At 71.2% G+C, this 18,259-nt stretch carries 17 protein-coding genes; 9 read left to right on the top strand and 8 right to left on the bottom strand.

Annotated elements, in window-relative coordinates; all coding sequences use genetic code 11:
• Positions 1–220 precede the first annotated feature (220 nt).
• Positions 221–1,147 carry a GNAT family N-acetyltransferase gene (locus tag BFN33_RS11350; protein ID WP_069759827.1) on the top strand — a complete coding sequence of 309 codons (927 nt, stop codon included), beginning with the start codon at positions 221–223 and terminating at the stop codon, positions 1,145–1,147.
• Between the two features lie 22 nt (positions 1,148–1,169).
• Here the strand turns inward: BFN33_RS11350 and BFN33_RS11345 are convergent, their stop codons facing one another.
• Positions 1,170–2,333 (bottom strand): serine hydrolase, encoded by a 1,164-nt coding sequence (locus BFN33_RS11345; RefSeq protein WP_069759826.1) that lies wholly within the window; start codon positions 2,331–2,333, stop codon positions 1,170–1,172.
• Between the two features lie 387 nt (positions 2,334–2,720).
• The gene (locus BFN33_RS11340; protein ID WP_069760228.1) at positions 2,721–4,745 is read right to left on the bottom strand and encodes a DUF1996 domain-containing protein; all 2,025 of its coding nucleotides are present in this window, start codon (positions 4,743–4,745) and stop codon (positions 2,721–2,723) included.
• Positions 4,746–5,012: 267 nt separating this feature from the next.
• Between BFN33_RS11340 and BFN33_RS11335 the strand changes: the two genes are divergently transcribed.
• The 4 genes from BFN33_RS11335 (at position 5,013) to BFN33_RS11320 (ending at position 7,908) form a co-directional block, all read left to right on the top strand.
• Positions 5,013–5,582 (top strand): 3'-5' exonuclease, encoded by a 570-nt coding sequence (locus BFN33_RS11335; protein WP_069759825.1) that lies wholly within the window; start codon positions 5,013–5,015, stop codon positions 5,580–5,582.
• 663 nt (positions 5,583–6,245) lie between these two features.
• Entirely contained in the window at positions 6,246–6,917 is a 672-nt protein-coding gene (locus tag BFN33_RS11330; protein ID WP_069759824.1) for a nucleotidyltransferase family protein, read from the top strand.
• Positions 6,914–7,186: a BON domain-containing protein gene (locus BFN33_RS11325; RefSeq protein WP_069759823.1), complete on the top strand. Its 273-nt coding sequence runs from the start codon at positions 6,914–6,916 to the stop codon at positions 7,184–7,186. The genes BFN33_RS11330 and BFN33_RS11325 overlap by 4 nt, the downstream gene beginning before the upstream one ends.
• On the top strand, positions 7,183–7,908 hold the full coding sequence (locus BFN33_RS11320) for a metallophosphoesterase (RefSeq protein WP_069759822.1): 726 nt from the start codon (positions 7,183–7,185) through the stop codon (positions 7,906–7,908). Before BFN33_RS11325 ends, BFN33_RS11320 begins: the two co-directional genes overlap by 4 nt.
• A 33-nt stretch (positions 7,909–7,941) precedes the next feature.
• Here the strand turns inward: BFN33_RS11320 and BFN33_RS11315 are convergent, their stop codons facing one another.
• Complete coding sequence (locus tag BFN33_RS11315) at positions 7,942–9,132, bottom strand: amidohydrolase (RefSeq protein WP_079140763.1); 1,191 nt, start codon at positions 9,130–9,132, stop codon at positions 7,942–7,944.
• A 134-nt stretch (positions 9,133–9,266) separates the two neighbouring features.
• On the opposite strand from BFN33_RS11315, the gene BFN33_RS11310 reads away from it, so the two are divergent.
• From BFN33_RS11310 to BFN33_RS11300, 3 genes are read left to right on the top strand one after another with little or no spacing between them, the layout of a single operon-like run.
• On the top strand, positions 9,267–11,732 hold the full coding sequence (locus BFN33_RS11310) for a molybdopterin oxidoreductase family protein (RefSeq protein ID WP_069759821.1): 2,466 nt from the start codon (positions 9,267–9,269) through the stop codon (positions 11,730–11,732).
• Positions 11,729–12,184, top strand: coding sequence for a hypothetical protein (locus BFN33_RS11305; protein ID WP_069759820.1), 456 nt, complete (start codon positions 11,729–11,731; stop codon positions 12,182–12,184). The genes BFN33_RS11310 and BFN33_RS11305 overlap by 4 nt, the downstream gene beginning before the upstream one ends.
• Before the next feature lie 52 nt (positions 12,185–12,236).
• Entirely contained in the window at positions 12,237–12,800 is a 564-nt protein-coding gene (locus BFN33_RS11300) for a hemerythrin domain-containing protein (RefSeq protein ID WP_069759819.1), read from the top strand.
• Positions 12,801–13,066: 266 nt separating this feature from the next.
• Here the strand turns inward: BFN33_RS11300 and BFN33_RS11295 are convergent, their stop codons facing one another.
• A complete protein-coding gene (locus tag BFN33_RS11295) occupies positions 13,067–13,594 on the bottom strand; it encodes a hypothetical protein (protein WP_069759818.1) in 528 nt (175 codons plus the stop codon).
• A gap of 127 nt (positions 13,595–13,721) precedes the next feature.
• A complete protein-coding gene (locus BFN33_RS11290; RefSeq protein ID WP_069759817.1) occupies positions 13,722–14,504 on the bottom strand; it encodes a maleylpyruvate isomerase family mycothiol-dependent enzyme in 783 nt (260 codons plus the stop codon).
• Positions 14,505–14,591: 87 nt separating this feature from the next.
• On the opposite strand from BFN33_RS11290, the gene BFN33_RS11285 reads away from it, so the two are divergent.
• Positions 14,592–15,224: a lipoprotein gene (locus BFN33_RS11285; protein ID WP_069759816.1), complete on the top strand. Its 633-nt coding sequence runs from the start codon at positions 14,592–14,594 to the stop codon at positions 15,222–15,224.
• 15 nt (positions 15,225–15,239) lie between these two features.
• On the opposite strand, the gene BFN33_RS11280 is transcribed toward BFN33_RS11285, so the two are convergent.
• The 3 genes from BFN33_RS11280 to BFN33_RS11270 all read right to left on the bottom strand — a co-directional run bounded on the left by BFN33_RS11280 (position 15,240) and on the right by BFN33_RS11270 (position 18,145).
• Complete coding sequence (locus BFN33_RS11280; RefSeq protein WP_069759815.1) at positions 15,240–15,878, bottom strand: SRPBCC family protein; 639 nt, start codon at positions 15,876–15,878, stop codon at positions 15,240–15,242.
• The gene (locus BFN33_RS11275; protein WP_069759814.1) at positions 15,871–16,233 is read right to left on the bottom strand and encodes a helix-turn-helix transcriptional regulator; all 363 of its coding nucleotides are present in this window, start codon (positions 16,231–16,233) and stop codon (positions 15,871–15,873) included. Before BFN33_RS11275 ends, BFN33_RS11280 begins: the two co-directional genes overlap by 8 nt.
• Positions 16,234–16,342: 109 nt before the next feature.
• Positions 16,343–18,145, bottom strand: a complete 1,803-nt coding sequence (locus BFN33_RS11270; protein WP_069759813.1) for an acyl-CoA dehydrogenase — start codon at positions 18,143–18,145, stop codon at positions 16,343–16,345.
• Between the last annotated feature and the right edge of the window lie 114 nt (positions 18,146–18,259).

Here is an 18,259-nt window from a genome sequence, read left to right as displayed (position 1 = left end):
TCAGCCGTCACAGTGTCAACAGGCGTACCAGTGGCGACACTTGACGACTCTCCACAAAGATCCCGCAAAGGCCTCATCGACCCCTGCCGGCGGCCACCGCCGCCCACGCTTCGGCACTTCATGATCAACGCGCGCAGCCTACCAAGGCCGCGAGAACGCTCTCCGGCCCCTCGGTGAAAACTCGATTGCGGCCGCCGGACCCGCCCCGGACCCTTGCCTCATGCCCTACCTGCTGCGCGCTGCCGCGCCCACCGACGCGCCGGCCGTCACGGAGTTGCTCAACGACATCGACCGGATCGAGGTCGGGCGGCCCGAGACCGATCTGCACACGGTGGAGTCCGATCTGGGACACCCCGGGACCGACCTCGAGCGCGACTCCTGGCTGGCCTTCGACGGAGCCCGTCTCGTGGCGTACGCCCTGGTCTGGGACGACTCGAAGGGCGAGCGCATCAACGCGGACCACTATGTGCTGCCCGACCACCAGCAGGCCGGCGTACTCCTCCTGGAGGCGATCGAGACCAGGGCACTGGAGAAGGCCCGGGCGAACGGCGCCTCGACGGCCGTACTCCATCTGCACCTCAACTCGGCGCCCACGACCGACCTCACGCTGATACGGGCCCGAGGCTGGTCGGTCGTACGGCGCTATCACGTACTGGAGCGGGCGCTGCGCGGGAGCGAGGACCTGCCGCCCGAGCCGCCCGCGGACGTGCGGGTGCGGGCCTGCGCCGACGAGGCGGACCGGAAGCAGACCCACGCCCTCTACCAGGCCACGTTCGCCGAGCACTTCGACTTCCAGCCGCGCGAGTACGAGCAGTGGCTGTACGACATCCACGCCGACCGGCTCGACTGGTCCCTCGTGTGGCTCGTCTCCACCGAGGACCTCGGGGACGTCGGCTTCCTGATCGCCCGCGACGACCGCGAGGCCATGGGGTGGATCCGCAGCCTCGGCGTCGTCCGCGAGGCCCGCGGCCGGGGTCTCGGCGGACTGCTGCTGCGACAGGCCTTCGCGGCGTTCGCGGCCCGCGGGCGGGACACCGTGGGCCTCGGTGTGGACACCGAAAACACCACCGGCGCCCCCGAGTTGTACGCACGCAACGGAATGTCGGTCCATTACGCCGTGGATACCTGGGAAATCGTGCTGAGTTGAATACCGGGGCCGCGGGAGACCGCTATTGGTTTGTGCCGCGCAGCAATTCGCAGACGAAGTTCTCCTGCAGCGCGCGCATTTTCCGCAGCCCTTCCGCGTCGCCGGACTGGGTGATCTGGGCGGTGACCGAGAACGTCAGTGAACGGCGGCCGTCGGGGGTGGCCGCGATGAACTGGGTATAGCCGAGCGTGTTGCCGGTGTGGCCCAGGACGACACCGCATCGCGTCTCGTAGCGGAAGATCGCGAGACCCGCGGAGTTGCGGCCCGGCCCGGCGGGCTCGGACGCGCCCTTGACCCACTGCCGCTGCCGCTCGACGACCTTCCCGCCGTAGAGCCGGCCACCCGCGTAACCCCGGATGAAGCGGGTCATGTCGTTCGGCGTGGAGACGATGCCTCCGGAGGCCCAGACGCCCGACATGCCGATGACCTCGCTGACGTCCTCCGGGGACGCCGACGGACTCACGTCATAGCCGTGCAGGTAGGGCTTCGGCATCCGGTACCCCTGCGGGAGGCTGGTGGAGTGCAGACTCAGCGGCGCGTAGACGCGTTGACGCAGGAGTTCTTCGTACGGCGTGTGAGTCGCCGCCTCCGCCATGAGTGCCACGGCGATGTTGTCCGAGTTCGAGTAGCGGTACTGCGTGCCCGGCTTGAAGAGCAGGGGCTGATCGGCGATGTAGTCGAGCAGGCGCCGGGAGTCGAAACGGTGGCGCGGGTCGGCCCGCAGTTCGTCGAGGAACCCGGCGCTCCGGGAGTAGTCCGGAAGACCACTGGTGTGGTTCAGGAGTTGACCAAGCGTCACCGATCCCCATGCGGCGGGGAGTTGGGGCAGGCGTTTGCGCAGGGTGTCGTCCAGGCGCAGGGTGCGGCGGTCGACCAGGGTGAGCGCGACCGCCCCGCTGAAGGCCTTGGCGGTGCTCGCGATGCGCATGTGGTCGTCGGGGCGGGGCGCGCGGCGCGCGCGGGTGTCGGCCACTCCGGCGCGCACGATTCGGGTCCCCTTCTCGGTCCGCAGGACGACGATGGCCCCGGGCGGGCCGCCGGGTCGGCGCACGAAGTCGTCGAGCTGACGCTGAAGCGTCTGGTTGCCCGAGGCGTCGGCGGCGGTACAGCCCATCACCGGAGACAGCGCGGCGAGACAGGCCGCGAGGGCGGACGCCGCTCGCAGGCGGGATCGGCGGAGAGGCATGGAGGCTCCCGGGGGAGGGACGTCATGGCCCGTCCAGCTTCACCGGCAGCGACGGTCCCCTGCTTCCCGTGCTGCTGCATACGGACCAGTGCCCGGGGCACGGAGGGCTGCCGTGAATTCGCCCTGCCGGGATCAGCGGTCGCCCTTGTGCAGCTTAGTTTGCGGGTACAACGGCATCTTCCGGGGCGGTCGCCGGGGGGTGCGGTCGGATTCGGTTTCCCGGACCGAGAATGGGCTCACGTCGATTTTCCGAGGCCCACGTCGCCTCCGTTTCCCGGCCTCGCCCCTGTTCTGACTCGGCTGTCTCGCCCAGCAGGGGGTGGCCGTCCGCCGGTGGAGCTCTGCGGCGGACGGCCACCCCCTGCTACTCGGGCGTTCCGGTCGGTGTCACATCGAGCGGCGGCTGGTGCGTCGCAGGAGAACGAAGCCGGAGATCAGGAGGATCGCGCCCAGTGCGGCCGGCCACAGCTGGGTGCCGGTCTCGGCGAGACTGCCCTGGTTGCCCTGAGGCTCGGGCTGCGCGGCGACCGGGGGCTGGGCGACGGCTCCGGTGGTGCCGGTTCCGGGGGCGTCGGTCGCGGTGTCGTCCTGGGGGGCGGGCTGGTTCGCCTGGCCGTTGCCGCTCCCGTTGCCGTTCCCGATCTCGGGCGACGGCGCGGTGGTGCTGTGGGCGGTGGGTGAGCTGTAGGTCTTCGGCTGGTCCGCGGCGGGGGCGGTCGTCTGGCCGCCGGCGGGGGCTTCGGTGGTCGGCGTGGGCTGCTGCTGCGGCTCGTCGCCGTTTCCGGGGTTCTCCTCGGAGCCGTTGCCGTTGCCGTTGCCGTTACCGGGGTCCTGACTGGCGCCGGGGTCCGGGGTGGAGCCGTTGTCGCCGCCGTTATCGCCGTTGCCGTTGCCGTTGTCGCCGCCGGTGTTGCCGTCGCCGTTGCCCGGGTCGTCCTGGCCGGTGCCGGCGCCACACTGACGGCCGTCGTTGATGCAGCCGACCATCTCGTTCATCAGGTTCTCGTCGAAGACGTTGATGAAGTCGCCGTGGTCGGTGACGGGCTTGTGCAGCTGCTCCGGGAAGGAGTCGACCGCGAACAGAGGGGTCGTACGGCCGCCGTCGTTCAGGCTCGGCGCGTCGACGTCGTAGACGATGCGCTGGACCAGCTGCGGGATGGCCTCGAAGCCGTCCGGGCAGGTGCCGTCGTTCTGGGCGAACGCCACGTGGGTGCGGTGGTTGGCGCTGTCGATGTTGCGGCCGTCCCAGCAGCTCTGGAACTTGAAGGTGCGCACCACGTCGCTGCCCTGCGGGCACAGCGGGTACTTGTCCTTCAGCTGCCGGTCCTCGAACCCGGTGCAGCTCCAGGACGCGTTGGCGTTGGCGGTGCCGTTGACGAACGCCTTGGCGTCACCGGTGATGATGCGCAGCAGCCGCGGCATCGCGGTGACCTTGCTGCGGGGGTTGCCCACGAACGTCAGCGTCACTTCCTTGGGGGTGACGATCTTGCCGGCGTTGCCCTCGATACCACCGCCGGGCGAGTTGGCGTCCTGTTCCTGCGTTCCGTTCTGGAGCCGGATCACGGGCCAGTAGTACGTGGACTTGTCGCCCTGGTCGACACAGCTCGTCTCGGCGTTCGCCAGGTCCTGGTCGCTCGCGAAGGCGGTGTTGGACTGGTTGCCGACGTAGTCGTGGAAGTGGTGGGCGCCGTTGGAGACACCCGGGGCGACGATGACGTTGTCCGAGTTGAACAGGCCGTTCGCGTTCACACCGCAGCTGGTCACGAAGGTGCCACGGGAGGCGTCGCCCTGAGCCTGCGGCGCCTGTGCGGCGGATGGAGCGCTGTTGATGTCGGCGTAGTCCGCGGCGACGGGACCGTTTCCGGCCTGTCCGCCGTTGCCCTGCTGACCGCCCTGGTCCTGGCCGTCACCCTGCTGGCCGTCACCCTGTTGGTCGTCGCCCTGCTGTCCGTCCTGGTTCTGGCCGTCGCCCTGCTGGTCTCCCTGGTCCTGACCGTCGCCCTGCTGCTGGTCCTGACCATCCCCGTTCTCGTTCTCGGTCTCGCGCAGGGTGCAGGCGGCCATGTCACCGAGGCCGTCCGGCTGCTCTCCCGTGCTTTCGAGCGCGGCGGTGATGCGCTGGATCGTGGCGGCGCGGTTCTCCTGGAGCGGGTCGACGATACGACTCTGCGCGGCCTCGCGATTCTCCACTGAGGGGTCCTGGAGTTGCTGATAGGCCTCGGCTATCTGCTGGTCCAGCGAGGCGAGTTCCTTGTCGACCTCCGCCCTCGACGCGTCGGGCACGCTGGTCAGCGTGTCCCCGACGTCCGGACAGTCGATCGTGACGGCTCCCCACGACGTCTGCTGCGGCGTTCCGCTCTCCGTGGCGGAGGCGTACACATTCACCGCGACCAGGCCACCACCCCCAAGCATCAGGGCCACTGCGGCGAAGGTCGCACGTCGTGCGCCTGTCGGTCGTCTGCGATTGCTGCGTCCCACGGAAGTACTCCTGCGCGTGTCGGCTCTCTCCGGGCATGCAAATCCCTCGCCCCATACGGACGGCGGGCCCCCTGTGTTCAAGCGCCTCGGAAATTCACAGCACTCTCATACGGAGCACGAGGTTCCACCACCCCCCTCCCGAACTTCTGTGCAGGGAAAACGAGGTGACTCGTACACAGCTGCGCCCCTACGGTTCTCGTCATGAACAGCGCGAGCTCCCGGCGCCTCCTGAACGTCGTGGACGTCGAAGCCACGTGCTGGTCCGGCTCCCCTCCCCCTGGCGCGGTCAGCGAGATCATCGAGATCGGGCTGACCGTCGTAGACCTGTCGACAGCCGAGCGGGCCGAGCGGCACCGGATCCTGGTGCGGCCCGCCCGGTCCGAAGTCAGCGACTTCTGCACGGAGTTGACCGGCCTCACCCAGGACGAGGTCAACAGGGGGCTGCCGTTCGGGGAGGCCTGCCGGCTGCTGGCCGCCGAACACGCCTCCGGCGCGCGGCCGTGGGCGAGTTGGGGAGACTACGACCGCCACCAGTTCACCCGGCAGTGCGGGGCCACGAGAACGGCGTATCCCTTCGGCCGCCGCCACACCAACGCCAAGGCGGTCTTCGCCGAGGTACACGGTCTGCGCAAGCGCCCCGGGATGGCCCAGGCCCTCGGCCTTGCCGGGCTGCAGCTCGAAGGACGCCATCATCGCGGCGAGGACGACGCCTGGAACATCGCCGCCCTGGTGTTGCACCTGGCGGGGCGGGACGGCTGGCCCACGGAATGAGTGAGCGAGCCTCCGAGCCCACGACGGTGGCCGCCGCCGTGATCATCCGCAGCCGGAAGCCTGACGGGTCTCCTGGCGGGAGGCCGACGCCAACCTGTCCCCTGCCCGAAGGGCGCCGCATCCACAACGGGAACTCGCCGTCCCTCGCGCCCGGAACGCTGACGCATCCGTCCCCGCAGGCCGGCCTGCCCGCCCGGCCGCAAGGCAGACGCATCCACGCCGGAGGCACACCTCCCCCGGCCGGAACACTCACGCATCCATCCCCGGAGGTCGGCCTGCCCGCCCGGCCGCAAGGCAGACGCATCCACGCCGGAGGCACACCTCCCCCGGCCGGAACACTCACGCATCCATCCCCGGAGGTCGGCCTGCCCGCCCGGCCGCAAGGCTGACGCATCCACGCCGGAGGCCGGAACGCCCACGCATCCGTCCCCAAGGCCGTCCCGCCCACCCGGCCGCAAGGCAGACACAACCACCCTCATGAGCCCGGCCTGCCCCCGGCCGGAAGCCGACGCCTCCCCGGCCCCAGGCCGGTCTGTCACGGGCCGGAGGCCGGCACGTCCGCCGGCCGCAGGTCGGGCTCGTCGTGTCGAAGGCGGTGCGCCGGGTACTCGGGGCTCGACGTCACGGTCCCGCGGGTGCGGGCCGGTCAGGAAGGGGGCACTGATGACGCAGCACGCCGACGACGACGTCGACCGCCACCGCGGCGTCGCCGGACTGCGGCTGGCGACGGGGAGCGCCGACGCGCTCGGCTCGACGCTGCCGGTCGACCGCAACCAGGCGATCCTGGAGGCGGCCAAGCAGGTCGGCGCGATCCTGAAACGGGAGGGGCACCCGTTCGCGCTCGCGGGCAGCGTCGCCGTGTACGCCCATGGCGGCGCCCAGAACCTGCAGCACGATGTCGACTTCGCCATCCTCCCCGAGGACGCGCAGTCCGTGGCCGAGACCCTCCGTCAGGCGGGTCTGCAGGTGCGGACGCCTCCGGAGGACTGGCTGCTGAAGGCCGACTGCATGGGCCAGCAGGTCGACCTGATCTTCGAACTCGCGCACCAGCCGGTCACCAGGGAACTGCTGGCACGGGCCGACGAACTCTCGGTGGACTCGGTGTTCATGCCGGTGCTGTCCCCGACCGACCTGCTGCACAGTCTGCTGTCCGCTTTCTCCGAGCACCACTGCGACTTCGGAGCGGTCCTGCCCATCGCCCGCGCACTGCGGGAGAAGGTCGACTGGGAGGCCGTACGCAGGGACTGCGGGGACGCGCCGATGCCGGACGCGTTCTTCTACTTCCTGGAACGCCTGGAGGTCATCGAGCCGAGGACGAGGGAGGGACGGCCATGAGCGAGCCGACGGCGGAACACTCCGAGGAGAACGTGGAGTACCGCGTCGCCCACCTGCGTGACCGGCTGGCCGCCGAGGAACTCGGCGAGCTGGGAGTCCGTGCCGAGGTGCGGGCCGGGTCGGTCGTGGTCAGCGGCACGGTGCCCTCCGCGCAGTGCCGGGAGACCGTGCTGCGGACCGTCCGCGAGGAACTCGACGGCCTCGCCGTGCACACCGATGTGGTGGTGGCGGAGAACGTCACGCCCGATCATGCGGAGGAGCTGCCGTGATCCGCGTCGCCGCCGTGGGGGACATCCACATGGGCCCCGAGAGCCAGGGCCTGCTGCGCCCCGCATTCGACACCCTGCCCGACTGCGCCGACCTGCTCCTGCTGGCCGGCGACCTCACCCGGCACGGCACGCCGGAGGAGGCCCGCGTGGTGGCCCAGGAGGTGCGCGATCTCGCGGTACCCGTCGTGGCTGTCCTCGGCAACCACGACCACCACGACGAGCAGCCCGAGAAGGTCGCCGCGCTCCTGGAGGACGCCGGAGTGCGGGTGCTGGAGGGCGAGGGGACGGTCGTCGAGTGCGGCGGCACGCGCGTGGGGATCGCCGGGACCAAGGGCTTCGGCGGTGGGTTCGTGGGCCGCAGCGCCGGGGAGTTCGGCGAGCCGCTGATGAAGGAGTTCGTACGGTACTCACGGCGCTGCGCGGACGGTCTGCGCACCGCGCTGGAGGAGCTGGAGCGGCAGGGCTGCGCGGCCCGGGTCGCGCTCACCCACTTCTCCCCCGTCGCCGACACCCTCGCCGGTGAGCCGCCGGAGATCTATCCGTTCCTCGGCACGTATCTGCTCGCCGAGGCGATCGACACCGCCGGAGCCGATCTGAGCGTGCACGGACACGCCCACGCCGGCACGGAGCACGGGATGACGGCCGGCGGGGTGCGGGTGCGCAACGTGGCCCAGCCGGTGATCCGGCGGGCGTTCAACGTGTACCACCTGAACGTCGACTGACCACGTCGAGGGACCACGTCGACTGGCGGTGTCTCAACTGCGGACGGTTGCCCGGTCGTGGTGCTCCCACGCCTCGTCCCGCAGTTCGGGGCGGAGCAGCACCTCCACCGCGGTGCAGGCCAGTGCCTCGGCGGCGGCGAGCATCACCTGACGGCCCCGTTCGGAGCCGGCGGCGACGGCGAACTCGGGTGTGTGGTCGGAGCCGTCCTCCTCCATGATCGCCACGAACGGATGGATGGCGGGCACCCGCCCGCTGACGTTCCCGACATCGGAGGAGCCCAGGTAGACGCCCGGTTCCGGCGGTGTCACCGAGATGCCCGTCGCCGCCAGGTGCCGGGCGAACCGTGCCGACAGGACCGTGCTGTTCCGGAAGTGTTCGTATCGCGGTGTCGCGCGTTCCACGGTGACCGTGGTCCCCGTCGCCCGCGCCACCCCCTGGGCGCAGGTCAGCAGTTCCCCCGCCAGGTCCTCCAGGGCGGCCGTCGTCACCGCGCGCAGGCCGAACAGGCCCTCCGCGTACTCGGGGACGATGTTGGTCGCCCTGCCGCCGTCGGTGACGATGCCCTGCACATGCGAGCCCTCGGGCAGCCTGCGCCCGATCACGGCCAGGGTGTTGAACAGCTGGATGAGCGCGGCGAGGGCGTCGATGCCCTCGGTGGGGTTCCCCGTGGGATGGGCGGAGCGCCCGTGGAACCCGACGCGGTACTGGGCCTGCGCGGTCAGCGGCGCCCACTGCCAGCTGTGCACGCCGGGATGGAACATCAGCGCCGCGTCGATGTCGTCGAACACCCCGGCGTCGGTCTCGGCGACCTTGCCTCCGCCGCCTTCCTCCGCGGGTGTGCCGACGGCCCACACGGTGCCCGCGTCCCGGTCGAGTACGGCTCGGGCGGCGAGGGCCGCGCCCAGACCGGCCGCGGCGATCAGGTTGTGCCCGCAGGCGTGGCCGAGGCCGGGCAGGGCGTCGTACTCCAGCATCAGGGCCACCGCGGGCCGGGGCCTCGTGCCGGAGCGTGCGGTGAACGCGGTGGGCAGTCCGGCCACGTCCCGCTGCACCTTGAACCCCGCCCATTCGAGTTCCCCGCACAGCAGCGCCGCCGCCCGGTGCTCCTGGAAGGCGTACTCCGGGTCGGAGTGCAGCATCCGCGCCATGTCCCACAGCCGATCCGCCCGTGCGGCCACCTCTCCGCGCACTCGCGCGAGCACCTCGTCCACGGCGTCGGTCACATCGGCCTCCTGGGAGCGTCGTACGGCTGTGTCCTGGAGCGGGTTCCATCGAGCGGCCCGCCTTACACCCACCGTTACCGGCGCCGGGCTCCGGGTACTCAGGAGCGATCAGCGGCGTTGTCAGGGAGGCCGTCATGAAGGCGGACCGGATCGCGGATCCATGGGGTGCCCGGTTGCCGTACCGGCGCCACGGGACCTGGCCGTCCAGGGTGGACACATATCTCGCGGAAGGTGTGGAGCCCGGCGCTGTGCAGAGGTGGGTGGGGGCGGCGTCGCTGCTGCACTCCGGCGGGGACGCCATGGACATCGCCGTCGTCGACGGCCGTATGGCGGGCGTGCGGGGACGGGCGGAGGACCGTGTCAGCCGGGGCAGGCTCGGGCCGAAGGACCTGTTCGGCTGGCAGGCGAACGCCTCCTCGGACCGGCTGACCAGGCCGCTCGTACGGCGCGACGGGCATCTCGTGGAGACGGACTGGGACACCGCGATGGAGCTGGTGGCCGCCCGCACCCGGGAACTGCTCGACGAGCGCGGGCCCGGCTCGATCGGCTTCTACACCAGCGGGCAGCTGTTCCTGGAGGAGTACTACACGCTCGCGGTGCTGGCCCGGGCGGGTGTCGGAACGAACCATCTCGACGGCAACACGCGGCTGTGCACGGCGACCGCGGCCGAGGCGTTGAAGGAGTCGTTCGGCTGCGACGGCCAGCCGGGCAGCTTCGACGACCTCGACCACGCCGACGTGATCGCGCTGTTCGGCCACAACATGGCCGAGACGCAGACCGTGCAGTGGGCGCGGGTGCTGGACCGGCTGGCGGGCGGCGATCCGCCGCGGCTGCTGTGCGTGGACCCCCGCCCGACCCAGGTGGCCCGGCACGCGACGGTGCACCTGGCACCGCGGGTCGGCGCCAATGTGGCGCTGCTGAACGCCCTGTTGCACGAGACGATCCGGCACGACCGGGTCGACCACGACTTCGTCGAGGCGCACACGGTCGGCTTCGAGGAGCTGGCCGAGCGGGTCGCGTCCTGCACGCCGGAGTGGGCCTCGGACATCTGCGACGTCCCGGCCGCGCGGATCAGCGAGGCGGCCGAGCTCGTGGGTACGACGGACGCACTGCTGTCCACGGTCCTCCAGGGCGTCTACCAGGCGCACCAGGCCACCGCCGCGGCGGTGCAGGTCAACAACCTGCACCTGATCCGCGGGATGCTGGGCCGCCCGGGCGCGGGCGTGCTCCAGATGAACGGTCAGCCCAGCGCGCAGAACACCCGTGAGTGCGGCGCCGACGGGGATCTGCCGGGCTTCCGCAACTGGCAGAACGACAGCCATGTGGCCGACCTGGCGAAGGTGTGGAACGTGGAGCCGTCCACGATCCCGCACTTCGCGCCGCCCACGCATGCGATGCAGATGTTCCGCTATGCCGAACAGGGCTCGATCGGGATGCTCTGGATCAGCGGCACCAACCCGGCCGTGTCGCTGCCCGAACTGGCCCGGATCCGGGCGCTGCTGGCGCAGGATCGGCTCTTCACCGTCGTACAGGATCTGTTCCTGACGGAGACGGCCCGGCTCGCCGACGTCGTCCTGCCCGCCGCCACCTGGGGCGAGAAGACGGGCACGATCACCAACGCCGACCGGACCGTCCACCTGTGCGAGAAGGCGGTCGAGCCGCCCGGCGAGGCCAGGCCCGATCTGGACATCTTCCTCGACTTCGCGCGCCGCATGGACTTCCGTGACAAGGACGGCGGGCCGCTCGTCGGCTGGCGGGCGCCCGAGGAGGCGTTCGAGGCCTGGAAGCGGTGCAGCGCGGGCCGGCCCTGCGACTACACGGGCCTCTCCTACGACCGGCTGCGCGACGCCGGTGGCATCCAGTGGCCGTGCACCGAGGCGAACCCGCGGGGCACCGAGCGGCTGTACACGGACGGCATCACCTGGGCGCACCCGGACGACTGCGAGAGCTACGGCAAGGACCTGGAGACCGGGGCGGCCGTGGACCCGGTGGAGTACCGCTCGCTCAACCCGGACGGCAAGGCCGTGCTCAAGGCGGCCGCTTACGTCGAGCCGCACGAGATGCCCGACGAGCGGTATCCGTTCCAGCTCTCGACGGGCCGTACGCTCTACCACTTCCACACCCGGACCAAGACCGGCCGGGTGGCCCAGCTCGACGAGGCCGCGCCGGAGGTGTGGGTGGAGGCCTGCGCGGCGGACGCGGTGCGTCTGGGTCTGGGCGAGGGCGATCTGGTGCGGGTGGCCACCCCGCGCGGTGCCCTGGAGGCGCGGCTGCGGGTCACGGACATCCGGCCGGGGCTGCTGTTCGTGCCCTTCCACTACGGCTACTGGGACACGAAGGAGGGCGACGGCCCGGACGGGGGCGGCCCGGGGCGTGCCGCGAACGAGACGACGATCACCGACTGGGATCCCGCCTCCAAGCAGCCCCTGTTCAAGACCGCGGCCGCGGCGCTCACCCTCGTCGCCCGCGCGGACGGACGGTACGCACCGGCGCCGACCACCACGGCCTCGGCCCCCTCGGACCCCGACTCCGTGCCGGCCACGGCCGGCGGGCAGCAGGCGTACGCGACACAGAACGGTGAGCCGGGAGGCACGCCATGAAGGACGGCATCGCCCACACGCTGCGCGCCCTGCACCACGGGGAGCGGCGGCTGGCGCGGGACCTCGTGGCCGTGGCCGAGCGGCACGCCGAGGAACACGAGGTCCACCACGTCGCCACGGACCTCGCCGACTGGTCCCGCGAACACGCCGACCGGCTGTCCGAGCACGCCACGGGCGAGGGGCTGCGCCTCGACGACGACACGGCCGAGCCCAGTTCCGACGAGGGCGAGGGACCGGAGGGGCTGCTGCTCCTGCGCGACCTGCGGGCCCTGCATCTGGCCGCCACGGAGAACTCCCTGCACTGGGAGATGCTCGCGCAGGCGGCCCAGGCCACCCGGGACGAACGGCTGCTCGCGCTGGTGACGGCGTGTCATCCGCAGACGCTGCGGCAGCTGCGCTGGACCAACACGTTGATCAAACAATTGTCCCCACAGCTCCTCACAAGCCTCTGACCAGGCATAGGGAGGGCGGCCGAGGGCACTCGAGGGGCGGAGGTGAACGAACATGGGACACGGAGGAAACGTCATCGACGAGCTGGTGACCGATCACCACGAGGTCGAGGAGCTGTTCGGGAAGATCGAGGCGCTGGCGCCCGGTGAGAAGAACCGGAAGCTGTACGCCGACCAGGCCACCATGGAGCTGATCCGGCACTCGGTCGCGGAGGAGGAGTACCTCTACCCGGCGGTACGGAAGCACCTGGTCAACGGTGACACCATGGCGGACCGGGAGATCGAGGACCACTCCAAGGCCGAGCAGCTCATGAAGGACCTGGAGGGGTGCGGGGCGGACGATCCCGAGTTCGACCGGCTCGTGGGCGAGTTGATGAGCGAGGTGCGCTCCCACATCGCCGAGGAGGAGCAGACCCTCTTCCCGCAGCTGCGTGTCGCGTGCTCGGACAAGGAGCTGAACGAGCTGGGCGAGAAGGTGCGCCGCGCCAAGAAGATGGCGCCGACCCGCCCGCACCCGTCGGCCCCGGACACCCCTCCGGCCAACAAGCTGCTCGCTCCGGGGGCCGGCCTGGTCGACCGGCTGAGGGACGCCATGTCGGGCCGGGGCAAGGAAGACTGAGATTCGGGACGCGGCCAGAACGGTTTTGGCACGGCCCGGGCTGGACTCGGCCGTCACCAGAGGCTTCCGGCAGGGCGCAGCCGGCCTGCGAACGTCATCAGAGGGCCCCAGCAAAGCACAGCTGGGGCCCTCTAACGGCACCGGCGGCCTGCCCGGGAGCGCAGGCGCGCGGCCCGCACGATCGCCGCGGCCCGCCCCGTCGGAGGCGGAGGCGAGGACGCCCGGCGCCTCCCGCCCCCTCCGGCCTGCCGACGCCGCGCCCGCGCTCAGGCGACGAGCGCCTCGTCCGAACCCAGTCGGCCCAGCAGCTCGACCCGGTGCAGGCCGGCCACCGACGCGAGCAGGTCGGGGTGGCGGAGCAGGGCGGCGGCATGCCGATCCGTCGCGTCGGGGGCGAGCAGGCGGCGGAACACGGTCGGTGTGCCCGTCGTGTGCTCGCCCTTCGCTATTCCGGCCACGGCCAGCTCGGCCAGGTCGGGGTCGGTGAGCAGACAGGCCGCCCAGCTGGCCACGACCTCGTCCACCCAGCTGCGCCAGGCATGCTCCTCGGCGTCCCGGTCGTCGGCACTGTCCGCGCCGGTGACCCAGTCGAGGCGGGCGGAGCCTCCCGGGCCCGCCATGCCGACGAGCGCGGCGTCCATCGCCGTCGGATAGCGCAGCCACGCGGCGACCGTCACGGCCTGCCGCGCCTGCACCTCGCACAGCGCGGCGGCCAGCGCGCCGCCCGACGGTGGAAAGGCGCGCGTCAGCCAGTGAGTGGTCGCCGCGATGACCGGGGAGAGATCTGCTTGCACTGCCGGGCCGCCCGAGGTGCTGGTGGGTGAGGGGACTGCGCGAAACGGTAGCCGCGGTCCCGCCAGGAGGACATGGCTCCGGTCTCCCCCGGCACGTGGCTTCGGCCACACCGGCCCCTCCGTGCGCCTACGCCTCCAGCCAGAACCGGGTGCGGCCGAGCCACAGATCCAGCAGCTCCGAGTCCCCTCGCGTCTCGACCCCGGGCGCCGGGCGGGCGTAGAGGAACAACAGCAGGTCCGTCACCGGCCCGCGCACGCTCACCGACGCCTCGCCGGTCCCGCGCCGCCATACCGGCCGCTCCCCGGAGAGGTCGAGCAGCCACTCCCCCGCCGACCCCGCGTCGAAGCGCAGGGCACGTCCGGGGCCGAGCAGCTCCGGCACGCCCGGCAGGGGTGCGTAGGCCTCGGGGACGGTCGAGAACTCCAGCCACTCCTCCACGGCGTCCACCGCGAGGGACTCCTCGACCGCGAACTCCGCGCCGGTCACCAGTGCCGCGTCGGCGCGGTGCAGCAGGGTCTCGTACGTCATGCGCCGGGCCCAGAACCTCGCGGACCGCTCGACAAGCTGCTCGTCGGCCGGCGTCCACACCGGCACGTCGGGTCCGGCCGCCCGCAGGGTTCCGGCCAGCCGCGCGGCGCCCTCGACGAGCCAGCCGCCGAGCGCGGAGTCGTCCAGGTGGGCGTAGGCGGCCGGGTCGTTGACCATGCCGTCGTCGATCGGTTCGGTGGCCCGGGTTCGTACGATGTCCTCCGCCCACCGGTGGTCACCGCCCACGTGCCGCAGCAGCCGGCCGAGGTCCCAGCCGGGGCAGGTGGGCACCGGAGCGGTCGGGTCCGCGCCCTTGACGTGCCGGGCCAGCAGGTCGGTCTGGGCGACGATCGCCTCGCAGTAGTCCTCGAACCTCAACAACGCTTCCCCCTGGCCGCACGATTCGTCGTTCCTGCCACCTAACCTGACTCCTTCCGGTACCACCACTGAATAGAGGGAGACACGGCCATGCTGGTCGGGGCGGGGAACACACGGCTTCGGATAGTCCATGCGGCGTTGCTGGCCGGTGTGCTGACGGGCTGTTCGGAGGCCGCTGAGGGGGACGACTCGAAGGCGTCCGCGCACCCGTCGGCGACAGCGGAGACCTCCCCTCCGGACGACACGGCCGCGACCGGCGGCGGCACGATCGGCGCCGCCGGTTCGGCGTGCGAGCTGCCCGTCACCTTCGACATCGCCAAGAGCTGGAAGGCGGAGGCCGTGGAGGCGCCGCTGAGCCAGGGGCCGGTCTCCTTGGCCTGCGAGATCGACGCGAAGCCCGCGGGCAACATCGGCTTCCTCCGCGTATGGGCCGGGAAATCCGGTGACGCCGACACACAGGCCGTGCTGGAAGCGTTCGTCGCGGCCGAGGACGGGGTGACCAAGGAGAAGTACCGCACCTTCACCACCGGCGGTGTCTCGGGGGTGGAGGTCGAGTACCTGTACACCAGCGAGCTCCTGGAGGAGACGAAGAAGGAGAGCGCCTTCGCGGTCACGACCGCGGACGGGCCGGTGGTGGTGCACCTCGGCGGGCTCGACACCGCCGAGCACGAGGAGATGCTCCCGGCGTACGAGCTGGCCCGCCGCACCCTGCGCACCGCCTGAGCAAGGGCCGCGGCCTCAGGCCTCCGTGCCCGTGTAGAAGGCGATCGTCGCTGCCGCCGTCCTCGTCGCCGTCTCCTGGTCGGCGCCGGAGGCGGCGTACGCCTCGCCCCAGCCTTCGCCCGAGCCGGTGATGAACGCACTGCCCTCGGGCGTGGTGTGCCAGGTCGCGGCCTCCTCCTTGCTGAGCCCGCCGCCCGCCAGGTGCAGGGCGAGTCCGTAGAGCCCCAGGTCCCAGCCGACTCCGACGGCACCGGGTCCGAACTGGTCCCAGAAGTCGTCCGGTACGACGGCCACGTGCTCGAGTTCGAGGACCGTGCGCTCCCCGCTCCCGGGGGTGAGGCGCACTTCGACCTCGCTGAAGCCGGGGTCGGGGCCGTACAGCCAGCTCACCCGCAGCCGCTCGGGTTCCACGCACTCGAGGATCTCGCCGCCGGCGTTGCCCTCCAGCTGGTAGCGGCCGCCGACCTTGAGCTCGCCGCTGACCGGCATGAACCAGCGTGCGATCCGTTCGGGGGAGGTCACCGCGTCCCATACGTCGGCGATCTCGGCGTCGTACGTACGGCGCAGCAGGACCGTCCGGGCCTCGCCGCTCTCGACCCGCCGGGTGCCGACCCGTCGGTGCATACGGTTGATCTCGTCGGCGATCTCACTCATCGTCGCTCACCTCTCCTTGCGTCCTGCGCTCGCGCTTTCCCCGCGCGAGCTCCGTTCCGAGCGCGTCGAGCCGCTGGTCCCAGAAGCCCCGGAAGCGCTCCAACCAGGCGTCCACCTCCCTGAGCGGCCCGGTCTCGACGGCGTACAGCCGCCGAGTGCCGTCGGCGCGGACGGAGGCGAAGCCGCTGTCCCGCAGCACCTTCAGATGCTGCGAGACGGCCGGCTGGGAGATCCCGAACTCTTCCCGGATCACGGCACTGACCTCGCCCGACGCCTGCTCACCGGAGGCGAGCAGCTCCAATATCCGGCGCCTGACCGGATCCCCGAGTACGTCGAACGCGTGCACGCGACCCACTATGCCACCTGTCGCTTATATAAGCCAAGGCTTAAAAGGAAATCGGGGCCGCGGAGTGTTTCCGCGGCCCCGGGACGCTTCTCGGCGGGTCAGGACGTGGCCGAGAGGATCACGCCGGCACCCCCTCGGATCGGAGCATGGGATTTTGCGCCGTGAGCTCCTCCGGCACGGCGAAGGCGTCGGTGAGCGCCAGGGCGTGCGGCGCCAGCGCCGCGACGGTGGCCTCCAGCACCTCCGGCAGGTATCGGACCTGCTCGGCGGTCATCCGCTCGTGAGCGAGCAGTTCACCGCTGTGCGCGGCTATGTAACGCAGGGCGAACAGCCGGTGGAGGTGGTCCAGCAGGAGGCCCACCTGCGGATCGGTGGCCTGCGCGGCCGCGGCGAGGAGTTCCTGGGCGGCCAGCCGGTGGGCGTGGGCGTCGACCAGGGTCAGCGCCGCGCCGGAGGCGCCGTTCCAGCGGTCCAGGGGCGAGCCGACCCGTTTCGCGCGCAGTCGCACACGGGCCCGCTCGTGACGTATTCGCTCCAGGTCTCCCAGCAGGTCGTGCAGGTGGGCCGGATCGTGCAGGGACCGGGTGGCCGGGGGCACCTCGCTGAGGGGACGCGGGGTGAAGCCGCCCAGCAGCATCTCCCCCGCCGCCTTCACCCAGATGACGGTGTTGTCGCCCTCCGCGGTGATCGTGCCTTCGTTGGCCGCGAGCTGGCCCGCGATCCCGTTGGAGAGCAACAGGCCCTGTGCGCCGCAGCGTTCGCGGCACTCGGTCATCACGGCCCGGGCCTGCCAGGTGATCCAGCCCTTGGCGATGGCCACGAGCCGCTCGGCCTCGTCGCGTTCACCTTCCGCCGCCTGCGCCCACCGTCGTACGACCCCGCGCTGCAGCAAGGTGGCGGCGTAGGTCGTGGCGAGCGCCTCCACGAGCGGGGCATGGTGGGTGCGATGGGTGAACAGCGGCACGCGCTGTCCGCTGGTCATGCCCGAAGTGACCCGCTGGTGGGCGTGGCGTATCGCGACGGCCAGGGCGTGCCGTGTCACCCCGAGGCTGTAGGCGCTCATGCACAGTTTGCCCATGGTGACGCGGCCGATGGAGCGCAGGAACCGCTTGCGCGGACTCCCCAGGGAGGAGACGAGTTCACCGTCGGGCGTCAGCCGGCCGTGCTCGCCCTGGAGCATGGCCGTCCGCGGCAGCCGCACCCCGTGGAAGGAGGTGGCGCAGTGGTCGACCGGGCTGCTGGCCGTCTGGGGCAGCAACTCCACTTCCACGCCCGGCAGATGACGGCCGTTGGCGTCGGTCAGCGAGGTCAGGAAGAGAAAGACGCCCTGGTCCTTGCCGTCGATCACCAGACGGGCGGCGACCAGCGCGTCCTTCGGGCCGCCGGCCACCGAGGTGTTGGGCATCCACTTGCGTGCACCCCGTGTCGGAGTGGTGAGCACGAAGCCGCCCGTGGCCCGGTCCAGGGTCGCGGTGGTCTCCAGCTGGGGGGCGTCGTTGCCGTGCGCCTGCTCGGTGCACAGGAAGGTGCCGATGCGCTCCATCCGCAGGTACGGCCCCAAGTCCCTTTCCTCGTGGTCGTGTTCGAGCAGACTACCGAGGAACAGGTTGTAGTGGATGCTGGCGATCGTCGTCATGCCGGCGTCCGCCACCCCGGCCCATTCGTGCAGGGCGCTCAGGGCGACCGGGTCGCGGGCCAGGGCCTGTGCGTCGGGCACCGCAGCGTTCACCAACCGTAGGCGTTGATAGGACAGTTCCGTGCGCTCCTGGTGCGTCAGCCCCTCGTGGTAGGCGAAGACGTCGGAGCTGAACAGGCGGCGCCACGGCTCATGGATCTCGGCCTGCGTACCGAAGAGCAGATGCCGAAGTGCGATGGTCTCGGTCAGCGGGGGTGACGTTACGGGGAGTTGAGAGGTGATCACAGCGGCAACGTAGCCCCAGGTGCCCCCTGATCACATCATGATCATCACCACGATTGAACACCCGCGCGTGGTGGTAGTTACCCCTTAAACGGCCTCTCCAATACCACAAGCCTC

The sequence above is a fragment of the Streptomyces sp. LUP47B genome (assembly GCF_001746295.1).
Lineage (GTDB): Bacteria > Actinomycetota > Actinomycetes > Streptomycetales > Streptomycetaceae > Streptomyces.
The sequence above is the reverse complement of the archived record's forward strand: the minus strand, read 5'-3'. Positions and strand labels throughout refer to the sequence as shown.